The following is a 21516-nucleotide window of genomic DNA, read 5'->3' as shown; positions in this document are numbered from 1 at the left end:
CTTGTACCGGCCGGTAGGTGGGACGATCGGACAACAGGTCCTGCCACGCCTGCCGTGTGCGGGGCCCGTGTACAGCAAACCTTGGACAGCAGAGGAACACGGACATGGCAACGGCGCCCAGCGTCTCGTACTCGATGACGGTCCGACTGGAAGTGCCCGCGAGCGGTACCGCGGTCTCCCAGCTCACCACCGTCGTGGAGTCCTCCGGAGGGTCGGTCACCGGCCTCGACGTGACGGCCTCCGGCCACGAGAAGCTCCGGATCGACGTCACGATCGCCGCGACGTCCACGGCGCACGCCGACGAGATCGTCGAGAAGCTGCGCGGGATCGAGGGCGTGAGCCTCGGCAAGGTCTCCGACCGTACGTTCCTGATGCACCTCGGCGGCAAGATCGAGATGCAGTCGAAGCACCCCATCCGCAACCGTGACGACCTCTCCATGATCTACACCCCGGGCGTCGCCCGCGTGTGCATGGCGATCGCCGAGAACCCCGAGGACGCGCGCCGCCTGACCATCAAGCGCAATTCCGTCGCAGTCGTGACGGACGGGTCGGCCGTGCTCGGTCTGGGCAACATCGGCCCGATGGCCGCGCTGCCCGTCATGGAGGGCAAGGCGGCCCTCTTCAAGCGGTTCGCGGGCATCGACGCGTGGCCGATCTGCCTCGACACGCAGGACAGCGACGAGATCGTCGCCATCGTCAAGGCGATCGCCCCCGGCTTCGCCGGCATCAACCTGGAGGACATCTCCGCGCCGCGCTGCTTCGAGATCGAAGCCCGGCTGCGCGAGGCCCTCGACATCCCCGTCTTCCACGACGACCAGCACGGCACCGCCATCGTCGTCCTCGCCGCCCTCACCAACGCACTGCGCGTGGTGAACAAGGCCGTTGGCGATGTGAAGGTCGTCATGTCCGGCGCGGGCGCGGCCGGTACGGCCATCCTCAAGCTGCTCCTCGCGGCGGGCGTCAAGAACGTCGTCAGCGCCGACATCCACGGCGTCGTGCACGCCGGCCGCGCCGACCTGGTCGACGCCCACAGCGAGTCGCCGCTGCGCTGGATCGCCGACAACACCAACCCCGAGGGCTACACCGGCACGCTCAAGGAGGCCGTCGTCGGCGCCGACGTCTTCATCGGCGTCTCGGCCCCGAACGTCCTCAACGGTGACGACGTCGCCGCCATGGCGGATGGCGCCATCGTGTTCGCGCTCGCGAACCCGGACCCCGAGGTGGACCCGGCCGTCGCCCGCCAGACGGCCGCCGTCGTGGCCACCGGCCGCTCGGACTTCCCCAACCAGATCAACAACGTGCTGGTCTTCCCGGGCGTCTTCCGGGGCCTCCTGGACGCCCAGTCCCGCACGGTGAACACCGGCATGATGCTGGCCGCCGCGAGCGCCCTGGCCGACGTCGTCACCGAGGACGAGCTGAACGCGAACTACATCATCCCGTCGGTCTTCAACGACAAGGTCGCGGGCGCCGTCGCCGGCGCGGTCCGCAAGGCCGCCTCCGCCGCCGCCCCCGCCGCTGTGACGGGACCCACGTCCGCCTGACCCACCGGGGCCCCTTCCCCGGCGCGTCGCGGGATGCGGGCCCGCCGGGGCGCCTCTAGGGTTGCGGGGATGCCCGCGTGGTACGCGGTCCGCGTCCCACCGGTGCGGACAGAGCGTCACGGCGGCGTGACTGTGGCGCTTTTCGTGTGACCCTGGCGGGTGCCGGATTGGCTTTCCCGCCGCTGGTGGGGGCAGGATGCGTAACCGGGCGAGAGGGTCTGACGTTCAGACCCGGGTCCGGGGACTGTCCTAGGGCCCTGGCAGCATCGGCTTCGATCTCACGCCTCATAGGCAAGTTGAACACGGGAGTACAACATGAACCGCAGTGAGCTGGTGGCCGCTCTGTCCGAGCGCGCCGAGGTGACCCGCAAGGACGCCGACGCCGTTCTGGCCGCGCTCGCCGAGACCGTCGGCGAGATCGTCGCCAAGGGCGACGAGAAGGTCACCATCCCCGGCTTCCTGACCTTCGAGCGCACCCACCGTGCCGCTCGCACCGCGCGCAACCCGCAGACCGGCGACCCCATCCAGATCCCGGCCGGCTACAGCGTGAAGGTCTCCGCGGGCTCCAAGCTCAAGGAAGCCGCCAAGGGTAAGTAAGTCCCCCTTGCAGGCCTCTGGGCCAGTAGTGAACGCGTAGGGCCGCGTCCAGCGCGGCACCGACGCAGGAAGGGCGGCCACCCCCGTGGGGTGGCCGCCCTTCCGCATGCCCGCCCGGGTGCGCGACCCGGGACCGGTCCTAGACCAGGTCGCCGTTCGGCAGTTCGACCTTCGCACCCAGTTCCACGAGCTTCTCCATGAAGTTCTCGTAGCCGCGGTTGATCAGATCGATGCCGTGCACTCGCGAAGTGCCCTCGGCCGCCAGGGCCGCGATCAGGTACGAGAACCCGCCCCGGAGGTCCGGGATGACCAGGTCGGCGCCCTGCAGCTTGGTGGGGCCGGAGACGACCGCCGAGTGCAGGAAGTTGCGCTGGCCGAAACGGCACGCCGAGCCGCCCAGGCACTCCCGGTACAGCTGGATGTGCGCGCCCATCTGGTTCAGCGCGGAGGTGAAGCCCAGGCGGGACTCGTAGACCGTCTCGTGGACGATGGAGAGCCCGGTCGCCTGCGTCAGCGCCACCACCAGGGGCTGCTGCCAGTCGGTCTGGAAACCGGGGTGGACGTCCGTCTCCAGGTGGATCGCCTTGAGCGGGCCGCCCGGGTGCCAGAAGCGGATGCCCTCGTCGTCGATCTCGAAGGCGCCGCCGACCCGGCGGAAGGTGTTCAGGAACGTCATCATCGAGCGCTGCTGCGCTCCGCGGACGTAGATGTTGCCGCCGGTCGCCAGGGCCGCGGAAGCCCAGGAGGCGGCCTCCAGGCGGTCCGGGATCGCCTTGTGGTTGTAGCCGCCCAGCTCGTCCACACCGGTGATGCGGATGGTCCGGTCGGTGTCGACGGAGATGATCGCGCCCATCTTCTGCAGGACGCAGATGAGGTCTTCGATCTCCGGCTCGACGGCCGCGTTGCTCAGCTCGGTGACGCCCTCGGCCAGGACGGCCGTCAGCAGCACCTGTTCGGTCGAACCGACCGACGGGTAGGGCAGGCGGATCTTGCAGCCGCGCAGCCGCTGCGGGGCCTCCAGGTACTGACCGCCCTCGCGCTTCTCGATGGTCGCGCCGAACTGGCGGAGCACGTCGAAGTGGAAGTCGATCGGCCGGCCGCCGATGTCGCAGCCGCCGAGGCCCGGGATGAAGGCGTGGCCGAGGCGGTGCAGCAGGGGGCCGCAGAAGAGGATCGGGATGCGCGACGAACCCGCGTGCGCGTCGATGTCCGCCACGTTGGCGCTCTCGACGTAGGTGGGGTCGAGCACCAGCTCGCCCGGCTCCTCGCCGGGGCGGACGGTGACGCCGTGCAGCTGGAGGAGGCCGCGCACGACCCGCACGTCACGGATGTCCGGAACGTTGCGGAGCCGGCTGGGTGCGCTGCCGAGCAGAGCGGCCACCATGGCCTTCGGCACGAGGTTCTTCGCACCGCGGACACGGATCTCGCCCTCGAGCGGGGTACCGCCGTGGACAAGCAGTACATCGTCACTGACTGTGCCGGTCATGAATCTCGCGTTCCGGAGAGGTGTGGGCAGGGGGCCAGGGAAAAGGGTAAGCGGCAAGACCCCCTGGTATGTAAGGCCGACGGGGCCATATGACTGTCATGAATTCGCCACAGCACCCTGTACGGCACCCTGTGTGTCCGCCATATAGCGGAGTGTCGACTTCCGGTCCCTCCCGGGGCCCGCCGCGACGGCCCTCCGCACCGCGCGCTCCCGGCTGCCGCCGTGCGCCCTGAGCTGCGCACGATCACTTCGCGCCGTCCGCTCCCCCCGGAGGGCGAATGTGCGAGACCATGGCCGCATGACCGAGGTGTCCTCCCTCACAGGGCGGTTGCTCGTGGCCACCCCCGCCCTCGCGGACCCGAATTTCGACCGCGCGGTGGTGCTGCTGCTCGACCACGACGAGCAGGGCTCCCTCGGCGTGGTCCTCAACCGGCCCACCCCGGTGGGCGTGGGAGACGTCCTGCTGCCCTGGGCCGCGCTGGCCGGCGCCCCCGGAGTGGTCTTCCAGGGCGGCCCGGTCGGCCTCGACTCCGCGCTCGGCGTCGCGGTCATCCCCGGCGAGGAGGGCCCGCTGGGCTGGCGCCGGGTGCACGGCGCGATCGGCCTGGTCGACCTGGAGGCCCCGCCGGAGCTGCTGGCCAGTGCCCTCGGCTCGCTGCGGATCTTCGCCGGATACTCCGGTTGGGGCCCCGGCCAGCTGGAGGACGAACTGGGCGAGGGGGCCTGGTACGTCGTCGAATCCGAGCCGGGGGACGTGGCCTACCCCGTCCCCGAACGGCTCTGGCGGGCCGTCCTGCGCCGCCAGCGCAGCGACCTCGCGATGGTCGCCACCTATCCGGACGACCCGTCGCTCAACTGACCCCGGCGGGGGTCGGTACTCTGGCTTGTATGAGCACTCTTGAGCCCGAGCGCGGGTCTGGCACGGGAACCCTCGTCGAGCCGACGCCGAAGCTTTCCCACGGTGACGGCGACCACGAGCGCTTCGCCCACTACGTCCAGAAGGACAAGATCATGGCGAGCGCCCTCGACGGGACTCCCGTCGTCGCGCTCTGCGGCAAGGTCTGGGTACCGGGCCGCGACCCGAAGAAGTACCCCGTGTGCCCCATGTGCAAGGAGATCTACGAATCCATGGGATCCGGCGGGGACAAAGACAAGGGCAAGGACAAGTAGTCACGTCCTGATGGGTCACGTCCGGCCGGTCACGTCCTGACCTCCACCTGAGTTCCGTCGCAGGTCCGGAAGGGCCCCCGAGTGCGCCGAGGCGCGCCCGGGGGCCCTTCTGCGTTCGGGCCGGGCACCGGTAGGGTCGGCCCCAACGAGCGCCCTGCGGAACGGCTGTTGCGCAGAGTGCAACGCACCGCGCCGTCGCGCCCGCCGCGGCGGCCGTCGTGGAGGGCCGACCCATGGACCACGATCTGATCCCCGCACCCCGCGAAGCCACCTTTCAGGCGGGCGCGGTCCGCTACGCGTTCGGGCCCGAGCCCGACCTCGCCGCCGGACCCGGTACGCAGGCCACCGCGCGCTGGCTGCGGGGGGTGCTGGGGGCCGCCGCCGGGTGGAGCCTGCCGCCCGCCGAGCCCGCCGACCCCGATGGACGTGCCGACGTACGGCTCCTCGTCGACGAGGGCGTCGGGCGCGAGCTGGGCCCCGAGGGGTACGAGCTGACGGTGAGCGCCGATGGCGCCCTGATCCGCGGCGGCGGGCCCGCGGGGGTGTTCTGGGGCGCGCAGACGCTGCGTCAGCTGCTCGGGCCGCACGCCTTCCGGCGGGCACCGCTGCCCGGGGCGCGCTGGAGCCTGCCGTACGGGACGGTCCGTGACGCGCCCCGGTTCGGCTGGCGCGGGCTGCTGCTCGACGTCTGCCGCCACTTCCTGCCCAAGGACGGCGTCCTGCGCTACATCGACCTGCTGGCCGCCCACAAGCTCAACGTGCTGCACCTGCACCTGACGGACGACCAGGGCTGGCGGATCGAGATCAAGCGCCACCCCCGGCTCACCGGGGTCGGCGCCTGGCGCCCGCGCTCGCGCTGGGGCCACCGGGACTCCCCGCTGTGGAACGACACCCCGCACGGCGGCTTCTACACCCAGGACGACATCCGCGAGATCGTCGCCTACGCGGCCGCCCGGCACGTGCGGGTGGTGCCCGAGATCGACCTGCCGGGGCACGCGCAGGCCGCCATCGCCGCCTACCCGGAGCTGGGCAACACCGACGTCGTCGACACGGCGGCGCTCGGGGTGTGGGACGACTGGGGCATCAACGAGAACGTGCTCGCGCCCACCGAGGCCGTGCTGCGCTTCTACGAAGGCGTCTTCGAGGAGGTGCTGGAGCTCTTCCCGGCGGAGGTCTCGCCCTTCGTGCACGTGGGCGGGGACGAATGCCCCAAGACGCAGTGGGCGGCCTCCCGGGCCGCCCAGGAGCGGATCCGGGAGCTGGGGGTCAAGGACGAGGACGGCCTGCAGTCCTGGTTCATCCGGCACTTCGACGGCTGGCTCGCCGAGCGCGGGCGGCGGCTGATCGGGTGGGACGAGATCCTGGAGGGCGGCCTGGCCGACGGGGCCGCCGTCTCCTCCTGGCGCGGCTACGCGGGCGGGATCGCGGCCGCCGAGGCCGGGCACGACGTGGTGATGTGCCCCGAGCAGCAGGTGTACCTGGACCACCGTCAGGCGCCGGGCCCGGACGAGCCGATGCCGATCGGGTACGTGCGCACGCTGGAGGACGTCTACCGCTTTGAACCGGTGCCGCCGCAGTTGTCCGCACGGGCCGCGGAACGCGTGCTGGGCGCGCAGGCCAACGTGTGGACCGAGGTGATGGAGCACCAGGGGCGGGTGGACTACCAGGTGTTCCCGCGGCTGGCCGCCTTCGCCGAGGTGGTGTGGTCGCGGCTGCCCGAACCGGGCGCGCGGGACTACGCGGACTTCGAGGGGCGGATGGGCGGGCTGGAGGGCGGTCGGCCGGGTGTTCCTGCGGGTGTTCCGGCGGGCGGGCACTACGCGCGTCTCGACGCCCTCGGGGTCGACTACCGGCCGCCGGGCGGCCCGTTGCCCTGGCAGCGCAGGCCCGGGGTGCTCGGGCGGCCCAAGGACGGGGTCCCGCCGACCGTGTGAGGCGGGGTCCCGCCGACTGTGTGAAGCAGCAGTGTGCGGCTGGTGAAGCGGTGGGGGAGATTAAGGGAACTCTTCCTCGAATACGGGTGATAGGTGGGTAAACGGGCGTTCCGGGCGGAGGTCGGTGCGGGCCGGGCGGGGCCGGGCGACGGCGCGGGTCCGGCGGGGGCGCCCGGCCGACCCTCGCGCCGGGCGTCCCCGAAGATGTGCCAGAGTTGCCACGTCCCGGTCGTGAGCACGTACCGTACGGCGGAACAGGCGTGAGCGCCGGGACATCGGGAAGGGGCAGCTGGGTTGACCACGCACGCACCGCACGCACTGCACGCACCGGATTCACCTCAGGGGCCGCAGCCGACGCAGTCCGTGACGCTGCCGGCCTCGCTCGACGAGGCCGTGGCGGCGCTGGCCGCCATGCCCGCCGCCGTGCCCGTGGCCGGCGGCACCGACCTCATGGCCGCCGTCAACGCCGGGCTGCTGCGCCCGGCCGCACTGGTGGGCCTCGGCCGGATCAACGAGATCCGCGGCTGGCAGTACCAGGACGGCCACGCCCTGCTCGGCGCCGGACTCACCCACGCGCGGATGGGCCGCCCCGACTTCGCGGCACTGATCCCGGCCCTGGCCGCGGCCGCCCGCGCCGCCGGGCCGCCGCAGATCCGCAACGCGGGCACGCTCGGCGGCAACATCGCCACGGCCGCCCCGACCGGCGACGCGCTGCCGGTGCTGGCGGCGCTGGAGGCGGTCCTCGTCATCGTGGGCCCGGGCGGCTCGCGCCGGGAGATCCCGGTCTCGCACCTGCTGGCCGGGCGGGAAATGTTGCGACCCGGTGAACTCATCGGCTTCGTCCGGGTACCCCTGCTGCACGCCCCGCAGGTGTTCCTGAAGGCCACGGGCCGGACCGGCCCGGGGCGCGCGGTGGCGTCCGTGGGGCTCGTACTCGACCCCGCGCGCCGGGGCGTGCGCATCGCGGTGGGCGCGGTCGCGCCGATGCCGCTGCGCCCCCTGGAAGCCGAGCAGTGGGTGGCCTCGCTGATCGACTGGGACGGGGAGCGCACGCTGGCCCCGGACGCGCTGGAGGCCTTCGGCGAATACGTCGCGGCCGCCTGCGTACCGGACCAGGGCGAAGCGGTGGCCCCCGCGGTGCTGCACTTGCGGCGCACGGTGGCGGTACTGGCACGGAGGGCCCTGGGGAGGGCGCTGACCTCATGAGCGAGAACGAGAACGCGAGCGACGGCGTGAGCGACGGTACGGGCAATGGCGGCGCGGGCACCACATGGGGCTGGGAGCCGGTGCCGCACGGCGGGGAGTACGACTCGGACGCGACGGCGTTCGTGCAGCTGCCCCCCGACATGCTGGGCGAGGCGGGCATCGGGGAGCCGCTGGCGGCCCCCGGGCACGGGTTCGTGCCGCCGCCGATGATCGTGCCGCTCGGCTCGGCCGGTACGGACCCGGCCGCGACCGGGACCTGGACGCTCCCGGTGCGCTGGCCGGAGGCGGGCGGTTCGGCCCCGGCGGAACCCGTCGCCCGCGTGCAGGCCGCGCCCGCGCCGGTGCTGGGCCCGATCCCGGCGGTCATCCCGATGCCCGCGTCCGCGATGGCCGGGCTGCACGGCGACGCGGACCAGGGCCCGGAGGGGGGCCCCGACGCGGGTGCCGGATCTGGTGCCGGTGTGGCTCCCGGGTACGAGCACGCGTACGAGTACGGGTACGCGCACGGGCAGGACCACGGGCACGACTCCGGGCACGATGCGGGGCTCGATTCCGGGCACGACTCTGGGCTCGATTCCGGGACCACGACCGCCGAGTGGCGCTTCCCGGAGGCCGGCGATACCGGCCAGTTCGACCTGGGGGCGCATACGGGGCAGGCCGGGCAGACCGGACAGTGGGCGATCCCCGTCGTCGACGGGGAACTGCCCGAGGAGTCCGGCGAGTTCCGCCACGGCGGCCTGGAGGCCGACTGGAGCCAGGCCCCGGCCACCCTGCCGGGCGGCGCCGCGGCTCCCTGGGCCACCCAGCCCGACCTCGGGTTCTCCGGTGCGGAGACGTTCGCGGAGACGTACGCGGAGACCTTCGCGGACCCGGTGGGCGAGCCGGTGGCCGAGCGTGCGGTGGAACCGTTCGCGGAGCCCGACGCGCTCGCGCAGGCCGTGCCCGGCCCCGGCGCCGACCCGCGGGACTCCCTCGGCGGCGGCTTCGACGCCTTCGGCGCCCTCGACCCCGAGCAGACCATGAACACGGGCGCGCTGCCCGCCTCCGCCCCTGCCCCCGCTCCCCCCTCCGCCTCCGGCTTCGGCGCGGGGCGCCGGGTGATGGGCGGACCCGGCGTGGGCACGGCGACGCCGCTGCCGCGCGGGCCGCGGGTGCTCGGCGGCCCCGGCGTGGGCACGCCGCTCCCGGACCACCTCCAGCACGTCCAGCACGTCCAGCACGTGGAGGACTTCGACCACCTGGCGCACGGGGAGGGGCCGGTGCACCCGGCCGCCCCCGACATCGACGCCGCGCACGGCGCCGCCGCGGCCCCGGTGACCGCGGAGCGCCCGCACCCGGCCGCCGAGGTCCACGGCGCGGAGCAGGTCCACGGCCCGGAGCAGGGGCACGCCTCCGAGCACGGGCAGGGCCCTGAGCACGGGCACGGGCCTGTCTCCGGCTTCGCCGGAGCCGGCGGTGCGCCGGGCGGGGCCGAGGGGGAGCGCCGGGAAACCGGTACGGCCCCCGGGGGCGGGGATCCCGCGGAGGTCCCGGACGCGCAGGCGACGTACGAGGAAGAGGCCGCGGGACCGGCGGAGGCACCGGTCGCCGACCAGGCCCCGGACCCGGTAGCCGTGGAGGCCGCGGCGCAGCTTCCGGACCAGGTCCTGGCAGAGGTCCCGGCCCAGGTACCGGTAGAGGTCTCGGACCAGGTCCCGGCCCAGGTACCGGCGCACGAGGAGCATCCCCTCGCCTCCTACGTGCTGCGCGTCAACGGCGCCGACCGGCCCGTCACCGGCGCCTGGATCGGCGAGTCGCTGCTCTACGTGCTGCGCGAGCGGCTCGGCCTGGCCGGCGCCAAGGACGGGTGCTCGCAGGGCGAGTGCGGCGCCTGCGCCGTGCAGGTCGACGGCCGGCTGGTCGCCTCCTGCCTGGTGCCCGCCGCGACCGCCGCGAGCAGTGAGGTCCGTACGGTCGAGGGCCTGGCCACCGACGGTGAACTCTCCGACGTGCAGCAGGCGCTGTGCCGGTCGGGAGCCGTCCAGTGCGGGTTCTGCGTGCCCGGCATGGCCATGACCATCCACGACCTGCTGGAGGGCAACCACGCCCCCAGCGAGCTGGAAACCCGCCAGGCCCTCTGCGGCAACCTCTGCCGGTGCTCCGGCTACCGGGGCGTCATCGAGGCCGTCGGCGAGGTCGTCGCCGAGCGCGAGGCGGCCGCCGAGGCGGCGGCGGGCGGCTCTCCGGGCGCTCCGATCGGCTCTCCGGGGGGCGCGGAACCGCGCATCCCGCACCAGGCGGCGCCCGGCGAGGGCGGCATCCACCCGGACCACCAGCACGGAGGCATGGCGTGAGCGGGCACGACGCGGCGACGGCGACGGGACCGGCCGCGGGGGCCGGACCGGGGGCCGGGCCTGGGGCCGTGGGACCGGGCGCCGTGGGAACGGGGACCTTGGGAGCGGGAACCCTGGGAGCAGGAACCCTGGGAACGGGGACCTTGGGAGCGGGGACCCTGGGAACGGGGCCCGCCACCGGATCGTTCTCCGTCACGGCGATGGCCGAGGCCGCCGAGCCCGAGGTGCTGCGCGGAATCGGCGCGTCCGTCCCCGCCGCGGACTCGCGCGCCAAGTCCGAGGGCACCTTCCCCTACGCCGCCGACCTGTGGGCCGAAGGCCTGCTCTGGGCCGCCGTACTGCGCTCCCCGCACGCCCACGCCCGGATCCGCTCCATCGACACCTCGGCCGCCGCGGAGATGCCGGGCGTCCGGGCCGTGGTCACCCACGCCGACGTCCCCGGCGCCACCACCCACGGCCGCCGCATCGCCGACCGCCCGGTCTTCGCCCACGACCTCGTCCGCCACCACGGCGAAGCCATCGCCGCCGTGGCCGCCGACCACCCGGACACGGCCCGGCTGGCCGCCGCCGCGATCGCGGTCGAGTACGAGCTGCTGGACGCGGTCACCGACCCCGAACACTCCTTCGGCGCGCCGCCGCTGCACCCCGACGGCAACCTGATCCGGCACATCCCGCTCCGCTACGGCGACCCGGAGGCCGTCGGCGACGTCGTCGTCGAAGGCCTGTACCGGATCGGCCGCCAGGACCCCGCCCCCATCGGCGCCGAGGCCGGGCTCGCCGTGCCGCGCCCCGACGGCGGCGTCGAGATCTACACCGCCTCCACCGACCCGCACACCGACCGCGACCTCGCGGCCGCCTGCTTCGGCCTCGAACCCGACCGGGTCAAGGTCGTCGTCACCGGCGTCCCGGGCGCGACCGCCGACCGAGAGGACCCCGCCTTCCAGCTGCCGCTGGGCCTGCTCGCGCTGCGCACCGGCTGCCCCGTCAAACTGGCCGCCACCCGCGAGGAGTCCTTCCTCGGGCACGCCCACCGCCACCCGACCCTGCTGCGCTACCGCCACCACGCGGACGCGGAGGGCCGGCTGGTCAAGGTGGAGGCCCAGATCCTGATGGACGCGGGGGCCTACGCCGACTCCTCGGCGGAGTCGCTGGCCGCGGCCGTCGCCTTCGCGTGCGGTCCGTACGTCGTCCCGCACGCCTTCGTCGAGGGCTGGGCCGTGCGCACCAACAACCCGCCGTCGGGCCACGTCCGCGGCGAGGGCGCCATGCAGGTGTGCGCGGCGTACGAGGGCCAGATGGACAAGCTGGCGGCGGCCCTGGGCATCGACGGCGCCGAGCTGCGCATGCGCAACGTCCTGGCGACCGGCGACCTGCTCCCCACCGGACAGACCGTCACCTGCCCGGCGCCGGTGGCCGAACTGCTGCGCGCGGTGCGCGACTTCGAACTCCCCTCGCTGCCCAAGGACACGCCGGAGGAGGAGTGGCTGCTGCCCGGCGGCCCCGAGGGCGCGGGCGAACCGGGCGCGGTGCGGCGCGGCGTCGGGTACGGCGTGGGCATGGTGCACATGCTCGGCGCGGAGGGCACCGACGAGGTGTCCACGGCCACCGTGAAGGTGCAGGACGGCGTCGCGACGGTGATCTGCGCGGCCGTCGACACCGGACAGGGCTTCGCCACGCTCGCCCGGCAGATCGTCCAGGAAGTGCTGGGCGTGGACGAGGTGGTGACGGCCCCGGTCGACACGGACCAGCCGCCCGCGGGCGCGTCGGCGCACGGCCGCCACACGTGGGTGTCGGGCGGGGCGGTGGAGCGGGCGGCCAAGATGGTCCGTACGCAGCTGCTCCAGCCGATGGCCCACAAGCTCGGCATGTCCACCGAGCTGCTCCAGATCACGGATGGCCGGATCACGTCGTACGACGGCGCGTTCTCCACCACCGTCGCGGAGGCCATGGCGGGCAAGGAACTCTGGGCGACGGCCCAGTGCCGACCCCACCCGACCGAACCGCTGGACGCGGACGGGCAGGGCGACGCCTTCGTGGGGCTCGCGTTCTGCGCGATCCGCGCGGTGGTCGACGTGGACATCGAACTCGGCTCGGTGCGCGTGGTCGAGCTGGCCGTGGCCCAGGACGTCGGCCGGATCCTCAACCCCCGCCAGCTGGAAGCCCGTATCGAAGCGGGCGTCACCCAGGGCGTCGGCGCGGCCCTGACGGAGAACCTCCGCTCGGCGGCGGGCCTCATCCGCCACCCCGACCTGACGGGCTACGCGCTGCCGACGGCGCTGGACGCGCCGACCGTGCGGATCGTGAAACTGGTCGAGGAACGGGACGTCGTGGCGCCCTTCGGCGCGAAGGCTGCGAGTGCGGTCCCGGTGGTGACGGCCCCGGCGGCGGTGGCCTCGGCGGTGCGCGCGGCGACGGGCCGCCCGGTCAACAGGCTCCCGATCCGGCCATCGGCGGCGGTCGCGGCGCCCAACTCGTGACCGTGTGACCCACATTGCACCTGCAACATCGGACTTGGGGCTTGTCGGTGGCGGTCGCTAGAGTGATCTGTACGTCTGCGTACGCGCGCGAAGTTCGGGGACGGGGTGCGGTGGAAACGCCGTACTGACGGGGAATCACGGGGACAACGGGGATACGGGGAGTCGGGGAGGCCATCGTGGCAGAGGACGTGGACAAGAGTGTGATCGCGGCGATCCCGTTCCTGGGACCGGCGGCGGTCGTGGCGAACCAGGTGATGATCGCCGCCCAGATGCCGGCGCTGTTCGTCGAACACGAGCCGATGACCAAGTACAAGCAGCGGGTGGACGCGCTCCTTGAGCAGCTGAAGGGCTCCCAGGCAGACCACGGCAAGATCGCGGACGGCACCCTGGGCAAGACCGACCTCGGCCACGGCTTCCCCGAGGCGGACGGCCTCTACACGGCGTACGACAAGGTCCGTACCGAGCTGGAGAAGCTTTCCAAGGCGCTGGGAGTACAGATCGAGGCACTCGGCATCGCGGTACAGGCCTCGAGCGTCAGCTACCAGAACATGGACGAAGAGATCAAGCAGCGCATGCGGAGGCTGAACACCGAAGCCCAGGGCTGGTACGACCCGAAGCTGGACACGCAGAAGGCGGCGGCCGACCAGGCCGCGGCGGCGGCGAAGAGCCACCCGGGCAACGGGGGTGAAATGTAATGGCGACCAATTTCGAGGGCCACTCGCACCAGGAACTCCTGGCGATGCTCGCACCGGTCAACGCGGACACGGTGAAGTCGCGCGGCCAGCTGCTGCAGGAGGCCGCGACCACGATCACGAAGATCGGCAACGACCTCAAGAACTACCGCGTGGAGGGCTGGGAGGGCCAAGCCGCCCGAGACTTCGAGGAGTGGGTCAACACCGCGGGCAACGCGACGCTGAAGCTGGGGGAGTACAGCACGGTCGGCGGCAAGTGGATGATCGAGGCGGCCACGACGATCGTCCAGGTCAAGGCGAGCATGCCGAAGTACGACACGGCGGCGGCGGACAACCTCCAGGCGGCGAGGGAGTTCCACAACGACCCGGACTCGCGGGAGGTCGGCCAGAAGGCCTTCTCCAAGCTCAACGGGGACCACCACGAGGCGGTCCAGCAGATGACGAGGCTGGCGCAGTCGTACGAGATGTCGACGACGCAGATGAACGCGGCGGTGCCGCCTACGTTTCCGCCGCCGCCGGGGAGGTTCGTGCCGAAGAGTGACGTCGGGCAGCGTTCTGGGATCGAACGCCCTGGTGCTGATGGTGGTGCGCGTCAGAGTGTGGGCGATAAGACCGCTGGCCCGGCATCGCGTGACGCCAGCTCCTCCGACACTGTGTCCCACACCCCGTCACAGCAGACGTCACACGACACCGGGCAGCCCACGACGACAGGGCCTGCTCCGGGGCAGACGCACGTACCGAGCGTCCCTGACCGCAACGTGAACGTGGACCTGAACACGGTCGGGACCCTGCCGGACAAGCCGGTCACCCAGCTTCCGGGGACGCCCACCGGCGTCGGGCCGGGCGGACCCAATGGTGTTGGTCCGACCGGTTCCATCCCGCCCCTTCCGCTTCCGCCGATCGGCGGGATGAAGACGCCCGGTGGCGGCATCGGCGGTCGTTCGCCCATCGGCGGCGTTCCTGGCGGCTTCCCGAACACCTCTGCTCCCGGCGGCAAGGTCGGCGGTGTCGCGGGACTGCCTCCGCGCGACACCGGCATCACGGGTGGCCGTCCGGTCTCCGCCAACGGCCCCAAGTCCTCGATCCCGCGCGGCACGGTCATCGGCAATGAGGGTGGCCAGGCCGGACGCGGTATGGCCGGTGGCATGGGCGGTGCCGGTGGGATGGGCGGCGCGGGCGGCCAGGGTGGCTCGGCCACCGGGCGCCGGCTGGCCAGTGAGCCGGGTGGTGTGGTCGGTGGCCGCCAGCCTGGTGCGGGTGGCCGTTCGACCACGGGCGGAAAGCCGTTCACGCAGGGCGGTTCGGGGCTCGTGCGCAACCAGGGCGGTGGCGCCGCCGGCGGTGCCATGGGCCACGGTGGCGCGGGTGCTCGTACGGGTGGAAAGAAGCGCGGCGACCAGTCGGGCGAGCGCCCGGATTACCTGGCCGAGGACGAAGAGACCTGGCAGGGCAACCGTCGTGTTGTCCCGCCGGTGATCGACTGAGCGAACGGGACACTGCACGAGATGCGCATGCGAAAAGCTACGTCGGTCCTGATGGGCCTCCTGTTGGCCGGAGTCGCCGCGACTCCGGCCCACGCGGAGACCATCAGGTCCATGCAATGGCATCTCGATTCCATGAAGGCCGACGAGATGTGGAAGAGCAGCACGGGTAAGGGCATCACCGTTGCCGTGATCGACAGTGGTGTCGGTGATGTTCCTGAGTTGGCTGGGCAGGTGCTGCCCGGAGTCAACTACGCCCGTCTCTCCAAGGGCGATGAACGTGATGACTACAACGGTCATGGCACCACGATGGCTGCCATGATCGCTGGCACGGGAAAGGGCCCCGGTGGTGATGGGTCCTACGGCCTCGCACCCGGCGCCAAGATTCTCCCGATTCGTATCTCGGAGGGCGGTGGCGGGGAAGCTCAGGACGAAGGCTTCGTCAAGGGCATTCGATTCGCCGCGGATTCGGAAGCCAAGATCGTGAACATTTCCATGGTTGGCGTCGGCGGGTCACCCGAACTGACCGAGGCAGTCAAGTATGCCTTGGGCAGAGGAAAGCTGATCTTCGCCGGTGTCGGAAACGAAGGCGACCAGGCCAATGAGGTTCTGTACCCAGCGGCAACACCTGGAGTCGTGGGTGTGGCTGCAATCGACAGGAATGCTGAAGCCACGAAGGAATCGCAGCACGGTCAACAGGTCGACTTGTCGGCTCCCGGCGTAGACATCGTCTCGGCGTGCACCGACAAGACCGGTCTCTGCAAGTCCCACGGCACCAGTGACGCCACAGCCCTGACCTCCGCCTCCGCCGCCCTCATCTGGTCCGCTCACCCCGACTGGACCAACAACCAGGTCCTCAGGGTCATGCTCAACACCTCCGGCAAGCCCCGCGACGGCGCCGAGCGCAACGACTTCATCGGCTACGGCGTGGTCCGCCCGCGGATCGCCCTCGCCACGCCCGGTGACCCCGGTGCGGCCAACGTGTACCCGTTGCCCGACCTGGCCGCCGCCGAGGCGAAGGGCAAGGGCGGCTCGGCCTCCGCCGCCCCCTCGGCTTCCGCGGACGGCAAGACGCCCGGCGGGAAGGCCACCCCGGCCCCCCAGGCCAAGGAAGCGGACAGCGGTTTCGGGGCGGTGACGTGGATCGCCATCGGGCTGGGTGCGTGCCTGCTGATAGGTGGCGCCGTCACCGCAGTCGTCGTACGCCGCACCAACCGACCGTAGGAGCACCCGACCGGATGTCCTTCGAACAAGAATGGTCCTCCGCACGCGCCTCCGTGCGCCTCAACCACGTCCCCGCCGCCGGGGCGGACCTGAGCATCGCCAATGACGATCTCGGCGCGGTCGGCAGTGACGCGTACGTCCTGCACGAACGGCTCTCGCGCGACGGCGACCACGCCCGCGCGGCGACCTTCGAGGCGTCCATCGCGCTCACCAACCGGAACTTCACCAGCGGCGCGGCCCTGCTCAAGGTGCACGACCGCTGGAGTTGCCAGCTGAAGGTGCTCGTCGCGGCCTGCGCGAACATCTCCAACCACCTCGACCACACCGTGGCCTCCCATGCCAACGAGGAGGCGGACCTCGTGGCCACGCTCTCCGCCTCGAAGGTCAGCGAATACCTCAAGTAGGGCCCGTAGACCCGTAGACCCGTAGGAAGGCGACGTGGGCACGTGCTGACGTTCGAGAACGTGATGAACGCCCCGCTGGAGCAGCTCCAGACCGCGGTCCAGGACTGGGGTGCGATGGCCAAGAAGCTGACGGAGCTGGCCGAGTCGGCCCGTACCGGGATGCGGGCCAAGGCGGACAAGGCCGACTGGAAGGGCGTCAACGCGGACGTGACGAAACCCTTCGTGGCCAAGACCGCGAAGGAGTTCGACGACGCGGCCAAGGAGGCCGAAGGCGTCCACCTCGCCTTATCCGACGGCCACGCCACCTTCACGGCGGCCCGGGACCAGCTCAAGAAGATCGTCGACGTGGAGGCCCCGGCGGCCGGGTTCCAGGTCGACGCCACGGGGCGCGTGACGCCCGTACCGATCGCGGACGCCAAGGAGCGGTACGCCGCCCAGCACGACCCGGATTACCAGCAGCTGGTGCGTGAGCACCACGACGCGTGGCAGGCGCGCGTCGACCGCGCGGTCGAGGACTGCGCGGACGCCGACGACTCGCTGGCCCGGGTGCTCCAGGCCAACATCACGGACGACCACAACTTCACGACACCGAAGTACACGACCCTGGACGCCGAACAGGTGGACCGGGCAGCCGAGTTGATGAAGAAGGTGACCGGCGAGGGCGGTACCGCCCGCAACGTCGCCGCGCTGCGCGAGCTGGAGGACCTGCTCGACGACAACCGCGACGACCCCGAGTTCGCCACGGGCTTCTACCGCAAGGTGGGCCCCGAGGCCACGCTCCAGATGTACGCGGAGATGTCCCTGGACTCCAGCAGGCTCGGCCCGGCGGGCGCGGACCGCACCGCCATGGTCGGCAACATCCAGAGCGACCTGGGCGCGATGCTCGGCCTGGCCACGCACAAGGACGTACCGAACCACCTCGACGCGGCGTGGACGACCCAGCTGATGAAGGCGGGCCGCAAGCAGCTGGACGTGGGGCTGTTGCAGAAGGTGTACGGGTACCAGGCGCTCGGCTCGCTGCTGCGCGAGGGCACGTACGACAAGGACTTCCTCACCTCGGTCGGCCGCGACATGGTCGCGATGGACAACCAGAACCCGAAGATCTGGGAGCACACCTCCCTGATGGACCCGAACGTCATCCTCAACCACGGAGCCGACGGCAGCCGGGGCTTCTACCCGCTGACGGGCCTGATGGAGGCCCTCGGCAACAACCCGGACGCGGCGACGGCCTTCTTCAATGAACCGGTCCGCCAGGACACCAACGGCGACGGCATCGTGACGACGGCCGACAAGGTGGTCAGTGGGCAGCACGGCAAGGCGCAGGGCATGGTCGACTACATGCTCGACAAGCAGCCGTATGTGGATGACTTCGACACGACGCGGATCGGCGAGCTCCACCCAGCGCAGGAGGCCGTGGGCGGCGCCCTGGAAGCGGCCGTCTCCGGCCGGGTGGCCGGTGACGAGGACGCGAAGCCGGTCCCGCACACCAAGGGCATGGCCGACATCATGGAGCGGGTCGTCGAGAAGATCGGCGACAAGCCGCAGCTGGTCTACGAGGACGGCCCCCTGAACGGCCTGTCGGGTCACTTCGGCCAGATGACCGCCGAGTACATGCCGGACATCCAGGCGGCGGCGGAGAACGGTGGCAAGCAGATCAAGGTCACCGGCGTGATGGCCGATTTCAACAAATCGGATGTGGCGCGTTTCCTGGGAGCGGTGGCGCAGGACCCGGAAGCGTACGGTGCGATCACCAACGCCAATCAGGCCTTCACCGGGGTCCTCGTCAACGACGTCATCGTCCATCGAGCCGACTACGGCCAAAACCTCGACGGGGCCATCGAGAATGCCGTCCACCCGGGTGGCCAGATCGCGGGCATGATGACCGAGGCCCGAGCCGAGAACCTGCATGCGACGACCGCCCACAGCAACGAGGAGTACGCCAAGGGCGTCGAGGACCAGGCCAAATGGATCAACCGGGGCATCAGCGCGGCCGGAGGAAAATACCTGGAACTCGTACCGCTCGCTGGTGATGTCGTCGGATGGGTCCAGGAGGACGTCACCGAGCACTACACCGAGGCGGCGGAGAAGACTGGCGAGGACAAGACCGCCGCGACCCAGCACAAGGTGTCCCAGCTCTACGCGGACGCCGAGCGGCGGACCAGCGATGCCGTGGCGGGTGCGGTGACCCACGCGGCGCAGGGCTCCGGTCTATCGGAGGCATACATCGGGGTGCTGGCCGGATCGGCCTCGAAGGAGAGCAAGGTTGCCCACTCGGTCGGAAGGGACCTGGTGGCGACGGCCGCCGGTTCGTCCTAGACGTCCTGCCGGGTGACGGCGGCCTCGCCGCCGCAGCAGGGAAAGAGGGCAGAGGGATGGTGCGGGGACGAACGCGTGCAGGGAGCGTCGCGGGGCTCGCGGTGGTGGCGGGGTTGACCGCGGGATGCGGGGCGGCGGATCCTGCGCCGGACGAGTCCGCTTCACCGCGGGCTTCCGCCTCCGCGAAGTATCCGACCGTGGCGGTGGGGGAAGCCTGTCCCGGCCTGCTCGACGCAGCGGGCGGCGAGGCGCTCGAACGTGTGGTGCAGTCGTCGAACCTGATCCGGGACGCCCAGCAGGCCGTCGGTGTCGCGGCCATGGGCAAGGCCCTGGAAGGTGCCTACCGAGCGGGCCCCAAGGTCCGGGAGACGCCCGTGGCACCGTGCACAGTGACGGGGAGGGTGGGCACGAACAGGTCGGCGGAGATCTGGCTGTCCGCCGACAGCCGCCACGCGGACCAGCCGGGCGGCATGCAGACGGGCGTCCGAGAGTCTCGTGGCGAGAAGGAACGGGGAGTGGCCTTCGACTGCGTCAGCTCGCGCGTCGGCTCCACCCGCGATGTTCCCTTGCGGATCACCGCCGTTTTCAAGGACCAGTGGAGCGGCAGCGCCGGGGACGCCGCGCTCGCGAAGGACTACCTCGCCGTCGCGTACTCCGCCGCGCGCGCCGTGGCGAAGGAGTTGGGCTGTGAGGGCGGCGGCAGCCTGCCCGGCTGACGTGGCAGGGCCAGGCCGGTTCCGAACGGGACTGGTTCGGACGGGGTGAGGGCGGCGCCCCCACCCGGGGCGCCGCCCTTCCGTCGTCCTGCACCTGCTCAGAAGCCGTGACCGGAATCGAACCGGCGTAACTCGCTTTGCAGGCGAGTCCCTCAACCACTCGGGCACACGGCTGTGGTGGTGAGACGACCGTACGAGGGCGGGCGGAGCGGGGGGAAGGGGATCGGGGCGGGTGCAATGCGACTGCCATGCCCCGTTCACAACCGGGCCGCGGGACGGGCGGCCTAGGGCTTGGGGCGGAGGCGAATATCGGTCGTAATGACAGGGACGAAGGCCGGATATGCCCCTTACTCTGGGGCGATGAGCGCCCTCGAACCCCGTGCCCCCGAGATACCCGAGATACCCGAGATGCCTGAGACTGCTGCCGCCGACGCGGCTGCCGCCGGTCGGGCGCAGGCCTCCGGCGGCGGGATCATGGGCGCGGCGCACCGGACGCTCAGCATCGGGATCATCTCGGTCATCTTCATCATCGCCTTCGAGGCCACCGCCGTCGGTACGGCCATGCCCGTCGCCGCCCGTGAACTCGACGGGATCGCGCTCTACGCCTTCGCCTTCTCCTCCTACTTCACCACCAGCCTCTTCGGCATGGTCCTGGCCGGCCAGTGGTCCGACCGCAGCGGCCCGCTCGGCGCGCTCACCAGCGGGATCGGGGCGTTCGCGGCCGGGCTGGTGTTCTCGGGGACGGCCGCCTCGATGTGGCTGTTCGTCCTCGGCCGGGCGGTGCAGGGATTCGGCGGCGGGCTGGTGATCGTCGCGCTCTACGTGGTGGTCGGCCGGGCCTACGACGAACGGCTGCGCCCCGCGATCATGGCGGCCTTCGCCGCCGGCTGGGTCGTGCCCTCCATCGTCGGGCCGCTGATCTCCGGAACGGTCACCGAGCACCTCGGCTGGCGCTGGGTCTTCCTCGGGATCCCGGCCATGGTGGTCGTCCCGCTGCTCGTCGCGCTGCCGGAGATCCGGCGGACCGCGGGCGGCCCCGTCGACAAGGGGGACGAGGGGGACGAGGGCGCCGCCCCGCGGCCCTTCGACCGGCGCCGGATCCGGTTCGCCTTCGGGATCTCGCTGGGCGCCGGGCTGCTCCAGTACGCCGCGCAGGACCTGCGGTGGTTGTCGGTCGTGCCCGCGCTGGCGGGCGCCCTGCTGCTCGTGCCGGCCGTGCGGGGGCTGATGCCGCGCGGGACGTACCTGGCCCGGCGCGGGCTGCCCGCCGTGGTGCTGCTGCGCGGGCTGGCGGGCGGCGCGTTCATCGGTGCGGAAAGCTTCCTGCCGCTGATGCTGGTGACCCAGCGCGGGCTGAGCCCGACGCTGGCCGGGTTCTCGCTGGCCCTCGGCGGGGCCACCTGGGCGCTGGGTTCCTGGGTGCAGTCCAAGGCGCGGGTCGTGCCGTACCGGGAGCGGCTGATGGTGGCCGGGATGCTGATGGTGGCGTTCTCCATCGCGGCCGCGCCCGCCGTGCTGATCGACTGGGTGCCCGTCTGGACGCTGGCCCTCGTCTGGGGCCTGGGCTGCCTCGGCATGGGCCTGGTGATCGGTCCGACCAGTGTGCTGCTGCTCCGGCTGTCGCCGCCGGAGGAGGCGGGCGCCAACTCGGCCGCGCTGCAGATCTCCGACGCCCTCGCCAACGTGGTGCTCCTCGCCCTCGGCGGGGCCGCCTTCGCCGCGCTGGGCGGGGGAGCGGTGGGGGCCGCGCACGCGGTGACCGGGGCCGCCGGGTCCGGTGCCTCCCACCCGGGGGCCTTCGTGGCCGTCTTCCTGCCGATGGCCTGCGTCGCGCTGGTGGGCGCCTGGGTCTCCACCCGCCTCGACCCGCCCCCGTCAGCCCCGTCGGCCGCGGCCGCGAAAACCGGCTGAGGCCCGGCGGCGATCCCCGCTACGCTCC

The 21516-nt window shown here is 72.0% G+C and carries 16 protein-coding genes and 1 tRNA gene; 15 read left to right on the top strand and 2 right to left on the bottom strand.

Going from position 1 to position 21516, the window contains the following annotated elements; genetic code table 11:
- The first annotated feature begins 104 nt into the window (after positions 1–104).
- Positions 105–1541 (top strand): NAD-dependent malic enzyme, encoded by a 1437-nt coding sequence (locus tag OHS33_RS13840; protein WP_330330703.1) that lies wholly within the window; start codon positions 105–107, stop codon positions 1539–1541.
- A 315-nt stretch (positions 1542–1856) separates the two neighbouring features.
- On the top strand, positions 1857–2138 hold the full coding sequence (locus OHS33_RS13835; RefSeq protein ID WP_007264399.1) for an HU family DNA-binding protein: 282 nt from the start codon (positions 1857–1859) through the stop codon (positions 2136–2138).
- A 139-nt stretch (positions 2139–2277) separates the two neighbouring features.
- On the opposite strand, the gene murA is transcribed toward OHS33_RS13835, so the two are convergent.
- Positions 2278–3624 (bottom strand): UDP-N-acetylglucosamine 1-carboxyvinyltransferase, encoded by a 1347-nt coding sequence (gene murA, locus OHS33_RS13830; protein ID WP_330330702.1) that lies wholly within the window; start codon positions 3622–3624, stop codon positions 2278–2280.
- Positions 3625–3922: 298 nt separating this feature from the next.
- On the opposite strand from murA, the gene OHS33_RS13825 reads away from it, so the two are divergent.
- The 12 genes from OHS33_RS13825 (at position 3923) to OHS33_RS13770 (ending at position 19577) form a co-directional block, all read left to right on the top strand.
- On the top strand, positions 3923–4483 hold the full coding sequence (locus OHS33_RS13825; protein WP_330330701.1) for a YqgE/AlgH family protein: 561 nt from the start codon (positions 3923–3925) through the stop codon (positions 4481–4483).
- Between the two features lie 29 nt (positions 4484–4512).
- Complete coding sequence (locus OHS33_RS13820) at positions 4513–4794, top strand: DUF3039 domain-containing protein (RefSeq protein WP_330330700.1); 282 nt, start codon at positions 4513–4515, stop codon at positions 4792–4794.
- Between the two features lie 233 nt (positions 4795–5027).
- Positions 5028–6728: a beta-N-acetylhexosaminidase gene (locus tag OHS33_RS13815; RefSeq protein ID WP_330330699.1), complete on the top strand. Its 1701-nt coding sequence runs from the start codon at positions 5028–5030 to the stop codon at positions 6726–6728.
- 294 nt (positions 6729–7022) lie between these two features.
- Entirely contained in the window at positions 7023–7934 is a 912-nt protein-coding gene (locus tag OHS33_RS13810; protein WP_443065295.1) for an FAD binding domain-containing protein, read from the top strand.
- Positions 7931–10267 (top strand): (2Fe-2S)-binding protein, encoded by a 2337-nt coding sequence (locus tag OHS33_RS13805; protein WP_330330698.1) that lies wholly within the window; start codon positions 7931–7933, stop codon positions 10265–10267. The genes OHS33_RS13810 and OHS33_RS13805 overlap by 4 nt, the downstream gene beginning before the upstream one ends.
- A 200-nt stretch (positions 10268–10467) precedes the next feature.
- Positions 10468–12744 (top strand): xanthine dehydrogenase family protein molybdopterin-binding subunit, encoded by a 2277-nt coding sequence (locus OHS33_RS13800; protein WP_330335039.1) that lies wholly within the window; start codon positions 10468–10470, stop codon positions 12742–12744.
- A 176-nt stretch (positions 12745–12920) separates the two neighbouring features.
- The gene (locus OHS33_RS13795; RefSeq protein ID WP_330330697.1) at positions 12921–13439 is read left to right on the top strand and encodes a hypothetical protein; all 519 of its coding nucleotides are present in this window, start codon (positions 12921–12923) and stop codon (positions 13437–13439) included.
- Positions 13439–14920: a hypothetical protein gene (locus OHS33_RS13790; RefSeq protein WP_330330696.1), complete on the top strand. Its 1482-nt coding sequence runs from the start codon at positions 13439–13441 to the stop codon at positions 14918–14920. Before OHS33_RS13795 ends, OHS33_RS13790 begins: the two co-directional genes overlap by 1 nt.
- Positions 14921–15031: 111 nt before the next feature.
- The gene (mycP, locus tag OHS33_RS13785; protein WP_330330695.1) at positions 15032–16141 is read left to right on the top strand and encodes a type VII secretion-associated serine protease mycosin; all 1110 of its coding nucleotides are present in this window, start codon (positions 15032–15034) and stop codon (positions 16139–16141) included.
- 14 nt (positions 16142–16155) lie between these two features.
- Positions 16156–16545, top strand: a complete 390-nt coding sequence (locus OHS33_RS13780; protein WP_330330694.1) for a hypothetical protein — start codon at positions 16156–16158, stop codon at positions 16543–16545.
- Positions 16546–16587: 42 nt separating this feature from the next.
- The gene (locus OHS33_RS13775) at positions 16588–18861 is read left to right on the top strand and encodes a hypothetical protein (RefSeq protein ID WP_330330693.1); all 2274 of its coding nucleotides are present in this window, start codon (positions 16588–16590) and stop codon (positions 18859–18861) included.
- Positions 18862–19058: 197 nt separating this feature from the next.
- Positions 19059–19577, top strand: a complete 519-nt coding sequence (locus OHS33_RS13770; protein ID WP_330330692.1) for a hypothetical protein — start codon at positions 19059–19061, stop codon at positions 19575–19577.
- 102 nt (positions 19578–19679) lie between these two features.
- Here the strand turns inward: OHS33_RS13770 and OHS33_RS13765 are convergent.
- A tRNA-Cys gene (locus OHS33_RS13765) sits at positions 19680–19751 on the bottom strand.
- 186 nt (positions 19752–19937) lie between these two features.
- Here OHS33_RS13765 and OHS33_RS13760 point away from each other — a divergent pair.
- On the top strand, positions 19938–21488 hold the full coding sequence (locus OHS33_RS13760) for an MFS transporter (RefSeq protein WP_330330691.1): 1551 nt from the start codon (positions 19938–19940) through the stop codon (positions 21486–21488).
- Positions 21489–21516: the final 28 nt, after the last annotated feature.

The organism is Streptomyces sp. NBC_00536, assembly GCF_036346295.1.
Classification (GTDB): Bacteria; Actinomycetota; Actinomycetes; order Streptomycetales; family Streptomycetaceae; genus Streptomyces.
The sequence above is the reverse complement of the archived record's forward strand: the minus strand, read 5'-3'. Positions and strand labels throughout refer to the sequence as shown.